General features: G+C 64.4%; 16 protein-coding genes and 1 pseudogene. 4 read left to right on the top strand and 13 right to left on the bottom strand.

The annotated features are described in order from the left end of the window. A pseudogene (locus tag NKJ84_RS02220) lies at positions 1 to 599 on the bottom strand (helix-turn-helix domain-containing protein); the annotation flags it as partial. A gap of 152 nt (positions 600 to 751) precedes the next feature. Here NKJ84_RS02220 and NKJ84_RS02215 point away from each other — a divergent pair. Then, entirely contained in the window at positions 752 to 1,534 is a 783-nt protein-coding gene (locus tag NKJ84_RS02215) for an SDR family NAD(P)-dependent oxidoreductase (RefSeq protein WP_352505147.1), read from the top strand. 77 nt (positions 1,535 to 1,611) lie between these two features. On the opposite strand, the gene NKJ84_RS02210 is transcribed toward NKJ84_RS02215, so the two are convergent. From NKJ84_RS02210 to NKJ84_RS02190, 5 genes are read right to left on the bottom strand one after another with little or no spacing between them, the layout of a single operon-like run. Beyond that, the gene (locus tag NKJ84_RS02210) at positions 1,612 to 2,307 is read right to left on the bottom strand and encodes a hypothetical protein (protein ID WP_352505146.1); all 696 of its coding nucleotides are present in this window, start codon (positions 2,305 to 2,307) and stop codon (positions 1,612 to 1,614) included. Positions 2,308 to 2,315: 8 nt separating this feature from the next. After that, entirely contained in the window at positions 2,316 to 2,741 is a 426-nt protein-coding gene (locus NKJ84_RS02205; RefSeq protein WP_352471325.1) for a DUF1178 family protein, read from the bottom strand. Then, a complete protein-coding gene (locus NKJ84_RS02200) occupies positions 2,738 to 3,604 on the bottom strand; it encodes a carbon-nitrogen hydrolase family protein (protein WP_352505145.1) in 867 nt (288 codons plus the stop codon). The genes NKJ84_RS02205 and NKJ84_RS02200 overlap by 4 nt, the downstream gene beginning before the upstream one ends. A 10-nt stretch (positions 3,605 to 3,614) precedes the next feature. After that, positions 3,615 to 3,884 carry a glutaredoxin 3 gene (gene grxC / locus NKJ84_RS02195; RefSeq protein WP_352471328.1) on the bottom strand — a complete coding sequence of 90 codons (270 nt, stop codon included), beginning with the start codon at positions 3,882 to 3,884 and terminating at the stop codon, positions 3,615 to 3,617. Positions 3,885 to 3,912: 28 nt separating this feature from the next. Continuing rightward, entirely contained in the window at positions 3,913 to 4,713 is an 801-nt protein-coding gene (locus NKJ84_RS02190; RefSeq protein WP_352505144.1) for a ComF family protein, read from the bottom strand. Between the two features lie 54 nt (positions 4,714 to 4,767). Between NKJ84_RS02190 and NKJ84_RS02185 the strand changes: the two genes are divergently transcribed. Then, positions 4,768 to 5,640 (top strand): methyltransferase domain-containing protein, encoded by an 873-nt coding sequence (locus NKJ84_RS02185; protein ID WP_352505143.1) that lies wholly within the window; start codon positions 4,768 to 4,770, stop codon positions 5,638 to 5,640. 48 nt (positions 5,641 to 5,688) lie between these two features. On the opposite strand, the gene NKJ84_RS02180 is transcribed toward NKJ84_RS02185, so the two are convergent. From NKJ84_RS02180 to argJ, 5 genes are all read right to left on the bottom strand, one after another. Then, complete coding sequence (locus NKJ84_RS02180; protein ID WP_352505142.1) at positions 5,689 to 5,868, bottom strand: Flp family type IVb pilin; 180 nt, start codon at positions 5,866 to 5,868, stop codon at positions 5,689 to 5,691. A 126-nt stretch (positions 5,869 to 5,994) separates the two neighbouring features. Then, positions 5,995 to 6,300 carry a hypothetical protein gene (locus NKJ84_RS02175; protein WP_352505141.1) on the bottom strand — a complete coding sequence of 102 codons (306 nt, stop codon included), beginning with the start codon at positions 6,298 to 6,300 and terminating at the stop codon, positions 5,995 to 5,997. Between the two features lie 125 nt (positions 6,301 to 6,425). After that, a complete protein-coding gene (locus NKJ84_RS02170; protein WP_352491816.1) occupies positions 6,426 to 6,848 on the bottom strand; it encodes a (deoxy)nucleoside triphosphate pyrophosphohydrolase in 423 nt (140 codons plus the stop codon). Further along, on the bottom strand, positions 6,845 to 7,624 hold the full coding sequence (locus NKJ84_RS02165) for a GNAT family N-acetyltransferase (RefSeq protein ID WP_352505140.1): 780 nt from the start codon (positions 7,622 to 7,624) through the stop codon (positions 6,845 to 6,847). The genes NKJ84_RS02170 and NKJ84_RS02165 overlap by 4 nt, the downstream gene beginning before the upstream one ends. Next, positions 7,624 to 8,865: a bifunctional glutamate N-acetyltransferase/amino-acid acetyltransferase ArgJ gene (gene argJ, locus NKJ84_RS02160; protein ID WP_352505139.1), complete on the bottom strand. Its 1,242-nt coding sequence runs from the start codon at positions 8,863 to 8,865 to the stop codon at positions 7,624 to 7,626. The genes NKJ84_RS02165 and argJ overlap by 1 nt, the downstream gene beginning before the upstream one ends. Positions 8,866 to 9,044: 179 nt before the next feature. Between argJ and NKJ84_RS02155 the strand changes: the two genes are divergently transcribed. Continuing rightward, a complete protein-coding gene (locus tag NKJ84_RS02155) occupies positions 9,045 to 10,271 on the top strand; it encodes a caspase family protein (protein ID WP_352505138.1) in 1,227 nt (408 codons plus the stop codon). Positions 10,272 to 10,274: 3 nt separating this feature from the next. Here NKJ84_RS02155 and NKJ84_RS02150 read toward each other — a convergent pair whose 3' ends face one another. Further along, positions 10,275 to 10,511, bottom strand: a complete 237-nt coding sequence (locus NKJ84_RS02150) for a putative antibiotic biosynthesis monooxygenase (RefSeq protein WP_352505137.1) — start codon at positions 10,509 to 10,511, stop codon at positions 10,275 to 10,277. A 110-nt stretch (positions 10,512 to 10,621) separates the two neighbouring features. On the opposite strand from NKJ84_RS02150, the gene NKJ84_RS02145 reads away from it, so the two are divergent. Further along, entirely contained in the window at positions 10,622 to 11,278 is a 657-nt protein-coding gene (locus NKJ84_RS02145; protein WP_352505136.1) for a TetR/AcrR family transcriptional regulator, read from the top strand. A gap of 43 nt (positions 11,279 to 11,321) precedes the next feature. Here NKJ84_RS02145 and NKJ84_RS02140 read toward each other — a convergent pair whose 3' ends face one another. Beyond that, a complete protein-coding gene (locus NKJ84_RS02140) occupies positions 11,322 to 12,239 on the bottom strand; it encodes a peptidylprolyl isomerase (protein WP_352505135.1) in 918 nt (305 codons plus the stop codon). Positions 12,240 to 12,257: the final 18 nt, after the last annotated feature.

Genomic DNA, 12,257 nt, shown 5'->3' with positions numbered 1-12,257 from the left:
GTCTGTGGTATTTGTGAACCTCCACCCCGCCCCCCCCGGCGCTGGCGTGGGGGGGCGGCCGCGCGGGCCCCCCCGGGCGCGGGCCGGGCGGTGGGGGCGCCGGCCCCAGGGCCGGTCCGCAAGCGACGGATGGCAATGCCGGCGACAGTCAGCTCGTGGGCGGCCCGCGATGCCGGCGGCAGCGGCGAGGGATCGAAGCCGTCCAGCCTGCGCCCGGCTTCGTCGAGATGGCCGATCAGCAGCAGGCGCCGAACTTCGAGGTTGCGCGCATGCGCGGCGTTGATGCGGTCGCCATGCTTTTCAAGCGTCGCCCGTGCGGCGTCGAGTGCCTTGGCCGGCCAGGTAAGGTCGCGCGAGACGAGCGCGATCTCGGCCTCGGCGACGATACACCGCGCGCGGGCCACGGCCTCCCTCGGGCTGAATGCGTGCGCCGCCCTCTTGAGGAGAACCTTCGCCCTATTCAGGTCGCCAAGCTGCGCCATCGCGATACCGCGCAACGCCAGTGCCGGCGCATCGTCGCGCAGCGCAACCCGCTTCAAGGCGCCGAGCGGATCGCCCGCCGCAAGCGCATGCGCCGCGGCCGTGATCAGCGAGTCCATCGGAATCCCGTCACACTTGTCACTCCTATGGCTTCGATGCCCGGCGCTAAGTCCATCTCACCAACCAGTCGTATCGACAACGGCGACTGTAGCCAACCTGAGTTGCGGCGCGCCAACGCTCGAACACAACGATAAGCATTAGGAGAGACGCAATGAAGATCGAAGGTACAACCATCCTGGTGACTGGCGCCAATCGGGGCATCGGTCGGGCACTGGTCGAGGAAGCCCTGAGCAGAGGCGTAAAGCGCGTCAATGCCGCAACCCGCCAACCGATGGCTCATCCGGACCGGCGTGTGACGTCCCTGACCATGGATGTGACCAACGCTGCGCAGATCCGGGAGGCCGTCGAGAAGATCGATGCTCTCGATATCCTCATCAACAACGCCGGCGTATCGCCCATCGATGACCTCAGCGACCGTCGTGTGCTCGAACAACAGCTCGCCGTAAACCTCTTCGGCTCGTACGACGTTACCCAGGCTCTGCTGCCGTTGCTCGCCCGGTCGCGGGGAGCCATCGTCAACATTCTGTCGCTGGCCTCGATTGCCGCCGTGCCGTTCAGTCCGGCTTACTCCATCTCGAAGGCGGCCTCGTTCTCGCTGTCGCAGTCGTTGCGCACCCTTTTGGCCGGACGGGGTGTCAGCGTCCACAGGGTCCTTCCCGGCCCGGTGGACACGGACATGACACGGGGCCTGGACATCGCGAAAGCCTCTCCGGAGTCTGTCGCGCGGGCGATCCTGGACGGAGTGGAGAACGGCGAAGAGGAAATCTTCCCCGATCCCATGTCGGAATCCCTGGCGGAGGGCTGGCGCAGCAGTGCAGTCAAGGCGCTTGAACGCCAGTTTGCAGCCTATGCGGAAGCAACTCCGTCAAGTGGTGGGCATGAAAGAAGCAGCGAAACGATTGCCCGCGAGCCCCATCCTTGCTGCTCGGCCTGAAATTGCGGACGCTTGTGCAGGGGGCGGCGGCATCGCCGCTCTGGGCGGAAGCGAATCCCCACAAGCGAAACGGAGCATCATTTTCGCTTGTCGAAATGCGCTTCAGCTTCTTGTCGCCTGATACGCCTCTGATATCGCCGCCGGGCGAAAAAGACGATCAAGTCTGCTAGCCAACCTGGAGCATTGAGATGGAGCAAGGCATCACGCGCGCTATCAATTTGCCGACCATTCATCGCTACATTGGAAAAATCCGAGGGTTCCGTTTGTCGAGCTTCGACCCATTGACGAATACTCGCCCAGTCCGGCAGTTTCGCCGCAAAAGCCAGTTCACGTCTCATGCAAACCCACTCCACCCGGTGGCGCAATTCCTCCTCATAGCCAATGCCTCGCTGATGGAGACGCGCATGCGTCGCCTCATGCACTATCGCGCTGGCGATCTGGTCGGTCAGCGTGTGCTCGCCTAGAACAAATCGCAGATCAAGCTCGCAAGTCGAAGTCGATTTCACAAATTGCGCAGCGGCACCTAGATTGATTGTAATCCAGATCCGTTTGAGATCGCGGACCAGACGGCTGTATCGAATAGGGTCAAATTCTTGAATCAACCGCAGCGCGGCGGCAACCTTATCTGCATCTTTCCCACCGCTCTCGCCATTATAGAAAACTGGCAACCCATCGATCGTCCTCTTATCGATCGACTTTATAGCCAACCAGCTGAAAACACGGATCACTACCTCTGAACCACGCCGCTTTTCAGTCTTCTCCGGATGGGGCAAGACTTTCCTCAGTTGCGGTCGTCGGGGAAGCTTGGAATAGGCATGAACTCGACGCCGTCTTCGGCGAGGCTCTTGGCCTCGTCCAGCGTCGCCTCGCCATAGATGCCGCGCGGATCGCTTTCGCCGAAATGGATCTTGCGCGCTTCCTCGGCAAATTTGTCGCCGACATAGTCGGCATTCTCGCGCACTTTGTCGGCCAGCGCCTTGAGCTGCGCCAGCGCCTGCTTCTGCGCCTCGCCCATGGCCAGCGCGATGCTTTCGCGCTTGCGCCCGGTGGAGACGGCAGGCGCCATCAGCGCCTTGTCGACCTTATGCGAGCCGCAGGCCGGGCAATCGACGAAACCGCGCCTCTTCTGGGTGTCGAAATCGTCGTTGCTGCGGAACCAGGCCTCGAATTCGTGCTCGTGCTCGCAGATCAGGGAAAAGCGGATCAAGAGGCGGCACCCCTGAGCGGAATTGCCTCCGCCGAACCGGCGTTTACGGCAAAATCGCGTGCGTTTTTGAGATTCGGTATCTTTTTGCGCGCAGCGACTGACTGCGCCGGGTCGATCTCGGCGACGATCACCGCCGGCTCGTCATGCGCAGCTTCGGCGACGATGCGGCCCCAGGGATCGACGATCAGCGAATGGCCATAGGTTTCGCGGCCGTCCTCGTGCACGCCGCCTTGCGCGGCGGCAACCACATAGGCGCCGTTCTCGATGGCTCGCGCCCTGAGCAGCACGTGCCAATGCGCTTCGCCGGTCTGGCGGGTGAAGGCGGCGGGCACCGAAAGCAGATCGGCGCCGGCCAGCGCCTCGGCACGGAACAGCTGCGGAAAGCGCAGATCGTAGCAGACGGCAAAGCCGAGCTTCGCGCCATTGACTTCGGCGACGACGGCCTCGGTGCCAGGCTCATAGGCGGCGGATTCGCGCCAGCTCTCGCCATTGTCGAGATCGACGTCGAACATGTGGATCTTGTCGTAGGTGGCAATCGTGGCGCCGTCCGGCCCGAACAGAAGGGCGCGGTTGGCAAGCTTGCCGTCGTCGCGCAGAATGGCGGTCGAGCCGATATGCAGGAAAATGCCGAGCTCCTTGGCCAGCCGCCGCGACGTCGAGACGACGATGTCCTTGTCCTCGGAGGTGAAGGAAGCGGCCCGTGCCTGGCTGTCGCGGATCAGCGCGCCGGTCATTTCCGGCGTCTGGATATAGGTCGCGCCAAGGCCTGCCGCCTCGCGCACCAGCCGTTCCAGATCGACCGCATTGCGCTCCGGGCTGGTTCCCGAACGCATCTGGATCGCCGCCGCCTTGAAACCACCCATAGTCATGTCCTTATCTGGCCGAGCCGTTGGCGAGCAATGTGTCCAGCCGTCCTTCCGCCTCCAATTCGTGGAGATCGTCGGAGCCGCCGACATGCGTGTCGCCGATGAATATCTGCGGAAAGGTGGAACGGCCATGGGCCCGGGAAATCATCTCCTGGCGCAGCTCTGGCGAGAAGGAGGCGTCGTGCTCGGTGTAGGTCACACCCTTCCTGTCGAGCAGCCGCTTGGCCGCGGTGCAATAGCCGCACATCATCCGCGTGTAGATCGTCACATCGACCATCGGTCAGCAATCCTGCCTCGTTCCTAGGCTATATAGGCGCCGATTCGTCGGCCCGAAAGTCCCCCGGCAGCACACGCGCGAAGGTCAGTACGTCGACCGCGCCGGCGCCGCCCTTCTTCAACGCCTTGGCGACCGCGCGGACGGTGGCGCCGGTGGTGTAGACATCGTCGATCAGCAGCACCCGGCGGCCGGCGATTTCGATCTCCGCCTCATCAGGCACTTTGAATGCGGCGCGAACATTTTCCTCGCGTTCCCGCCGCTCCAGCCCGACTTGCTGGCGCGTGAGTTTGACGCGCTTGATGGCTGATGGCGCGAAAGGCCGCTCCCCGAGCTGCGCCACCGCCCGCGCCAGTTCCGCGGACTGGTTGAACTGCCGTCGGAAGAAACGCCGCCAGTGCAGCGGCACCGGCACGACCACGTCGGCCTCGGCGATGAGCTCGGCACCGGCGCGAAGCATCCAGCGCGCCATCCACGGCGCCAGATCGGTGCGGTCCTGGTATTTCAGCCCTTGCACCATCTGGCGGGCAACGCCGGAATAGGCAACCGCCGCTCGCGCGCGTTCGAACGGCGGCGGGTCGGCTATCGCCTCCGCCGACAGGAAACCCTCACCCATACTGTGGGTGAACGGCGTGCCCATCACCGGGCACCACGGCCGTTCCAGCAGCCTGAGTTTCGGCCAGCAGGCGCCGCACAACACGCCGGGCTGCGAGACATGGCGGCGGCAGCCGGCGCAGACCGGCGGGAACAAGAGGCGCGCTGGCCAGCCCAATGCCTTGCGGGCAATGCTCTTGATCGCAATACGCTTGATCTCTGGCATGGGATCGGCCACGTGGTTGGTCCTTCGCATCACTATATCAGAGAGCGAAGCACAAGGACCTGCCCATTGCAGCCTGTAATCGACACCTCGCTCTGGCTGGCGCGCAAGCGCCGGGCACTTGCCCGTCCCATCGTCGGCGCGGATTTCCTCATGCGGCGGGCGGCCGAGGATCTTGCCGACCGGCTCGACGCCGTCGAACGCAGGTTCGGCAAGACGGCCTCATTGTTTTGCCAGACGCCGGCAGCAGCAGAGGTGCTCGCTGAAAGCGGCAAGGTGACGGAAAACGTGCGCGTCGAGGCCGACGCCGCTTTCCTGGCCGGCCAGCCAGGAGTGGTAGCGCCGTTGGAAACCGTGCCATTCGAACCGGAAAGCCTCGACCTCGCAGTCTCGCTGCTGTCGCTGCAGGCGATGAACGACATTCCCGGCATGCTGGTGCAGATCCGCCGGGCGCTGAAGCCGGACGGGCTTTTCCTCGGCGCCTTCGCCGGCACAGGCACGCTCTCCGAACTGCGCGAAAGCCTGCTTGCCGCCGAGACCGAGCTCTATGGCGGCGCTAGCCCGCGTGTGATCCCGTTCACCGACGTCCGCGACGCCGGCGCGCTGCTGCAGCGCGCCGGCCTGGCACTGCCGGTGGCCGACGTCGAGACGATCACGGTGCGCTACGATTCGCTATTTGGCCTGGTCGCCGACCTGCGCGCCATGGGCGAGACCAGCGCGCTTGTCGACCGCAGCAGGCGGCCGGGCACGCGAGCGCTGTTCGCGCGCGCCGCCGAAATCTATGCGGAGCGGTTTTCGGATGCCGATGGCCGCGTCAGGGCGAGTTTCTCGGTGGTCTGGATGTCAGGCTGGGCGCCCGATGCCTCTCAGCAAAAGCCGCTGAAGCCGGGCTCCGCAAAAATATCGCTGAAGACAATCCTGGAAAACCCCGGCGGCCCCTGAGCGTATCCTTGCGCAAAAGCTAAGCGTATCCCATCAAAGCTAAGCGGGTCACTGCGCAAAAGCGTTGGCAAGCCTGCTGCTGTTGTCGCTGAACAGCCACTGAATCGCATCGGCAGCCCGGCCGACACCAGCGACAATGGCAAGCGACAGCACGGCAACGATCAAACCATATTCGATAGCCGTCGCACCCCTCTCGTCTTCTAAAAATCGTTGCAGCAAGATTTTCATGGGCGCCCATCCCTCTTGCCCGAACCTAGCGCCGACCCGTTAAGAAAGGTTAACGCGACAGGCTTAACGCGCGGTGAACCAGCCGCATTCTAGGAAACAGCCGAATCCTAGATATTTGTTGAGGAGTCAGCAGTCGCCGCTGCTTCTGCCATCGGCCCGTATAACGCAGACCGAACTGGGCAGCGGCTGCAGCACGCTCTTGCGTAGCGTATAGCTATCGCGCTGGCCGATCGAGCCGGTGCTCATCGTATCAAGCCCGTCGCGGGCAAACTGCGAGCGGGTCCGGCTGTCGAGGTAGGGCGTCGCGATCAAGGCCAGAGCCACCGCGGCCGAGCCGAACAAAAGGGCGATGCGCAATATTCCCATGCCGGCATTGGCGGCACCAGGAAGGCGGTCGGGCCAAGGCGAGTCCCAGTCCTTGTCGAGGCTCATGCAAAATCGCTCCCCAGCGGTGGAATCGGCGTAACCGCCTAGCGTCAATTTTTCACGGCTAGATAAATCTTTCATTAACGCCTGCTGCCAGCGTTGCGGCGCTGCCCGCTTACGGAGGTCGGCCGTTAGAGCAGATCGATGAGGAACTGGATCAGGGGGGCATCGGCCGGCGGCATTGGAAAATCGCGCATCTGGCGCGGCCGCACCCATTTCAGCACCTGGCCTTCCTTCGGCTGGGCAATGCCGCGGAATCGACGGCAGACGAACAGCGGCATCAGCAGGTGAAAATCATCGTAGGAATGGCTGGCGAAGGTGAGCGGCGCCAGACAAGGGATGTCGGTCTCGATGCCGATCTCCTCGTACAATTCGCGGATCAGGCATTGTTCCGGCGTCTCACCGGGCTCGACCTTGCCGCCTGGAAACTCCCACAGGCCGGCGAGTTGCTTGCCTTCGGGCCGCTGCGCCAACAGCACGCGCCCGTCGGCATCGACCAGCGCGCAGGCCGCGACCAGGAGCAGGCGTTTGCCGACCGTATCCAAGCCGCTCATGCGCCTTGTGGCCGGCGATAGTGATAGCGATAGACTTCGTCGAATCCGAGCGAACGGTAGAGCGCCAGCGCCGGCGCGTTGTCCGCCTCGACCTGCAGCCAGGCTTCCCGCGCCCCGCGCAGCCGCGCCCATTTCAGCGCCGACCGGATGAGATGGCGGCCATGGCCCTGGTTGCGCACCGATCTGTCGGTGGCAATCTCAAACAGGCCGGCAAGATCGCCGTCATGTACGCAGATCAACGTTGCCAGCGGCTCGCTGCCGGCCTCCAGCGCAAACAGTCCGGCCTCCGGCTGGATGGCGCCGATGATCTCCGACAGGCCCGGCCGCAGCGACACATCCGAGCCGCTCACCTTGAGTGCGGCACCGATGAAACGGCTGATGTCCTTCAACGGAATCTGGTCCATGGCGTCGTCGAGCGTGGCGTCCGCCAGCGGCAGCCGCATGACCAGCGATTCGGCGAATATGCTCCAGCCCTCGCTGTCGAGGTACTTTGAAAGATCCGGGCCCGACAGCGGCGAGATGCGAAAGGTCAGCGGCCTGCCATAGGCGTCGAAGCGGCGGCTGGCGCGACCGATGCGCTCAGCAATGTGCTGGATGTCGCCCGGATCGAGCGGATTGACCGAATTCAGCCGCTTGGCCGGGTGGCCGGCCGTCAGCCGCACCACCCAGGTACCGTCATAATGGACGGCGGCCGCCGGCCAGGCGCGAAAGCCGGCCGCCTCATAGCGGCGCACGATCGCCAACACGCTTGCCGGATGTCTGGAAGCCAACGCCATCAGCTCCGATAATCGCCGTTTATGGCGACATATTCCTTGGTGAGATCGCAGGTCCACACCGTCGCCTTGCCGCGGCCGATGCCGATATCGGCGCGGATGCGGATCTCGTCGCGCTTCATATACGCCGAAGTCGCCTCCTCGGAATAGGCGGCGTCGCGCTCGCCCTGATAGGCCAGGCGGTTGTCGCCGAACCAGATCGACAGAAGGTCGCGGTCGGCCGGTTCGCCGGCCTTGCCGACGGCCATGACGACGCGGCCCCAATTGGCGTCCTCGCCGGCGACTGCCGTCTTGACCAGCGGCGAATTGGCGATCGACAGCGCGATGCGCTTGGCCGAGCGGGCCGATTTGGCCCCGGTGACGGTGACCTCGACCTGCTTGCGGGCGCCCTCGCCGTCGCGCACCACCTGCAGTGCCAGCGATTTCAGCACCTTGCCGAGGGCACGGCGAAAGGCGCCGAGGCGCGCATCCTTGGGGTCGGAAATTGCCGGCGCGCCGCGCCTGGCGGCAGCACCCGTGGCGAACATCAGCAGCGTGTCGCTGGTCGAGGTGTCACTATCGACGGTAACCGCGTTGAAGGTCTTGGCCGTACCCCGCGACAGGAGGTCCTGCAGCACGGGTGCTGCGATCGGCGCATCGGTGGCGATGAAGGAAAGCATCGTCGCCATGTCGGGCGCGATCATCCCGGCGCCCTTGGCGATACCGTTGATGGTGACGTCGGCATCGCCGAGCTTGACCGTCGCGGTCGCCAGTTTGGGATAGGTGTCGGTGGTCATGATCGCCTTGGCGGCTTCGGTCCACAATTCCGGCTTGCCGTCCTTGACCAGACCGGCCAGCAGATGGCTGAACTTGCCGGCGTCGAGCGGTTCGCCGATGACGCCGGTCGAGGCCAGGAATACCTCGCCCGCTGTGCAGCCGGCCGCCTTCGCCGCCACCTCGCCCGTGAGTGCGGTCGAGGCGCGGCCCTTCTGGCCGGTAAAGGCATTGGCGTTGCCGGAATTGACGACCAGCACGCGTGCTTTGCCAGCCACGAGGTTCTGCCGGCAGAAATCAACTGGCGCCGACGGGCATTTCGACCTGGTGAACACGCCGGCGACGGTGGTGCCGGCGTCGAACACCATGGCCAGCAAGTCGGTGCGGTTCTTGTATTTTATGCCGGCCTCGGCGGTGGCGATGCGCACGCCCTCGATGGCCGGCATCTTGGCATATTTCTTCGGCGCGAGCGGCGAAACCTGTGTGGACATGGAAGACCCCGGGCGGGAAAATCGCGAAAGGAACGCCGGTTTGCCCGATAGCACGCGCCGGCGCAAGGCGTTTTCACAGCCGTTATGGGTACCGGAAGCCTGACACCGCCTCATGCCGCAAGCAGGCTGTTGCAAATTTGTTGGTGTCGCTGCGACCGATAGCGCTATGATCCTGCCCCATGGGCAGGCTTGTGGTCTTGGCACTGGCGTTTCTGGGCTTTCTGCTGCTGCGCGCCGATGCGCAGACGGCGCGGCGCGTGGCGCTTGTGGTCGGCAACGGCAGCTACGCCGAAGCCGGCACGCTGGCCAATCCCGTCAACGATGCGCTCGACATCGCCGACAAGCTGCGCGCCATCGGTTTCGAGGTGATCGAAGGCAACGATCTCGGCAAGCGCGAGCTCGAACGCAAGATCGGCGAATTCTCAGATGCGCTGCAAGGTGCCGGTGCCGGGCTGTTCTACTATGCCGGCCACGGCCTGCAGGTCGACGGGCGCAACTTCATCGTGCCGGTCGACGCCCGGCTGGACATGCCGGTCAAGCTGCAGCTCGAGGCGGTGCCGATCGACGAGGTTCTCGACATCATGGAGCAGCAGACCAAGGTCAGCCTGGTCTTCCTCGATGCCTGCCGCAACAACCCGTTTGCCCGAAGTCTCAGCCGCAGCGCCACGACGCGCTCGGCGACGGCTCTCGCCGGCCTTGCCCAGTTCGAGTCGACACGCGGCTCCTTCATCGCCTTCTCGACGGCGCCCGGCGCCGTCGCAATGGACGGGACGGGGCGCAACTCGCCCTTTGCCGCGGCGCTTTTGCGGCACATGGCGGAGCCCGGACAGAGCATCAACGACATGATGATCGCGGTGCGCCGCGACGTCGTTTCCGCAACGCGCGAGGCGCAGCGTCCCTGGGAGCAGGGGTCGCTGCTCGAGCGTTTCGAATTCGTTCCGGGCGGACGCACTGCCCAGCAACCGAAACCGGCCGTCAGCCCGGCTTCCGCGTCGCAGGTGGCTGCGCTCGAACGCTCCGTCGGCGACAAGAGCGCCATCGAGCAGTTTCTACGCGAAAACTATCTGGCGCCTGATGCCAGGAGAATGCGCGAAACCGTCAAGCGGCTTTACGGTTCGTCGGCCACCATCTACGGCACGCGTTACGACAGCGAGGCCATCGTCAAGGTCAAGACCGACTGGTTCGCGCAATGGGCGTCGTGGTCGTTCGGTCTCGAGCCCGGCAGCCTCGAGGTGACGCCGCACGGCAAGGATCGTGCCGACGTGGTTTTCGCCATGAGCTACGACTATGTGCCGAAAGACAAATCGGCGCAGCGCCTGACCGGCAAGGCGCGGGTGATGCTGGAACTCGTGCTGGCCGACGGCGAATGGCGCGTTGCGTCGGAAACGTCGCAAGCGCTGGAATGACCGTCACCGGACGGTCGGGTTGAGGAAGCCACGAAACATCCGCTGCACGCCCGGAATCAGTCCCCAAATCATGATCGAGACCATCAGCGGCGCGATGACCAGTGTACGCTGCCAGATCTGCCATTCCTGCGTCAGCGGAAAAACCACGTACAGAATGGCAGTGATCAGCGGATAGACGCCGAGCAGCACCAGCAGGGCGAAGCGCAGGCGCGAAAAACATGTGGCGACGGTCGAAGTCATTGCTGTCTTCCTTATCGTAACGGAACGTTCCGTTACGTATGAAACGGATCGTTTCGTTTCGTCGAGAGTTGTATATGATGGCTGCTGAAATCGCGGGCAAGGACAAAGAAATGGGCGAAATCACCGATCCCGGGCGCAAGTCGGCCGGCGCACGGCGCAGCCCCGAAAGCGCCGATGCCATTCTCGATGCCGCCGAGGCGGTGCTGGTCGAGGCCGGCTATTCCGGCTTCTCGATCGAGGCGGTGGCGCGCCGCGCGCGTGCCGGAAAACCGACGATCTATCGCTGGTGGCCAAGCAAGGCCGCCTTGCTGCTCGACGTTTACCAGCGGCAAAAGCGCGTCGACAATCCCGATACCGGGAACCTTGCGGAGGATCTCGTCGGCTTCCTGAAGAGCTTGTTCGCGCACTGGCGCGACACATCGTCGGGCAGCGTGTTCAGATCGCTGATCGCCGAGGCGCAGTCGGACGAAAAAGCCGCCGCCGCCCTTGCCGAATACGCGAGAGGGCGTCGCATCCACACCGGCCAGATGGTCGAACGCGCCAAGGCAAGGGGAGAGGTGGCAGCCGATGTCGATGCCACTGTCGTCGCCGACCTGGTCGCGTCGTTTGCCTGGGCGCACCTTCTGACAGACCGCCTGGACGAGGACGAGGCGATCTTACGCAGGGCGGTCGGCTATATCTTGAAGGGCATCGTCGCTGAGTATGCCGGCGACGCCACGGCGGTCCGGCGGCGGCGTCGACGCATCCTCGCTCGCCCTACCAAATAGAAGCGACAGGGCGGCAGCGCGCCCTGTCGTAGCCCAACCTGGCTTATTTGGCGCTTTCCAACGCGTCGACCGTCTTCTTCAGGTTCGCATCCGGGATGTCGACCTTGGCGTTGGCACGCAGCGACTTGACCAGCGCGAAATACTTGTCGCGGATGACCGCCTGGCGTGCCTGGTCCTTGACCTGGTCGAACGCCGGCGGCTGCTTGGTGCGCTTGTCCTCAACCTTGATGACATGCCAGCCGAACTGCGACTGCACCGGCTGCTCGGTGTATTTGCCGACCGCCAGCGCAAACGCCGCCTTGTCGAACTCCGGCACCATCTGGCCAGGTCCGAACCAGCCGAGATCGCCTCCGCTGGTCTTGCCGCTCGGATCGCTGGTGTGCTCGTTGGCGAGTTTCTGGAAGTCGGCGCCGCCGTCGAGCTGCTTGATGATGGCGTCGGCCTCTTCCTTCGTCTTCACGAGGATGTGACGGGCGTGCACCTCGTTGGTGGGCGGCGTGTTGGCGATTTCCTGGTCGTAGCGGGCGCGGACCTCGGCATCGGTAACCTTGTCGATGACGCCCTTCTCGACCATTTCGCCATGCAGCGCGCGCTGCTGCAGGAAGGCCATGCGGCGCTGGAAGTCGGGATCCTTGTCGAGGCCGGTGGTCACTGCCTGAGCCGCCATGACGCGGATTTCGATCGCCGCCGACAGTGCCGCGGCGCGGCGCTGCTCGGGCGGAAGCTGCGCGAACTGCTGCGACAGCTCGCCCTCGGCAAGCCCAAGGTCTGCCTCGGTCAGCGTCTGGCCGTTGATGGTGGCGACCACGGCGTTCGGATCGACCGGCTTGGCCGCCGGGGCGGGTGTTGCCGGCTGGGCAGGGGCGGCTTCCTGTGCCATCAGCGGCGACAGCGAGAGGGCCGACAGGCCGAATGCCAGACCAAGGCTGGCGAGCGACGCACGGCGGAACAACAAGGACATTACGATTATCTCCAAAGC

This window comes from Mesorhizobium sp. M0048 (genome assembly GCF_040323405.1).
GTDB lineage: Bacteria > Pseudomonadota > Alphaproteobacteria > Rhizobiales > Rhizobiaceae > Mesorhizobium.
This window is presented reverse-complemented; position numbering and strand designations above follow the sequence as displayed.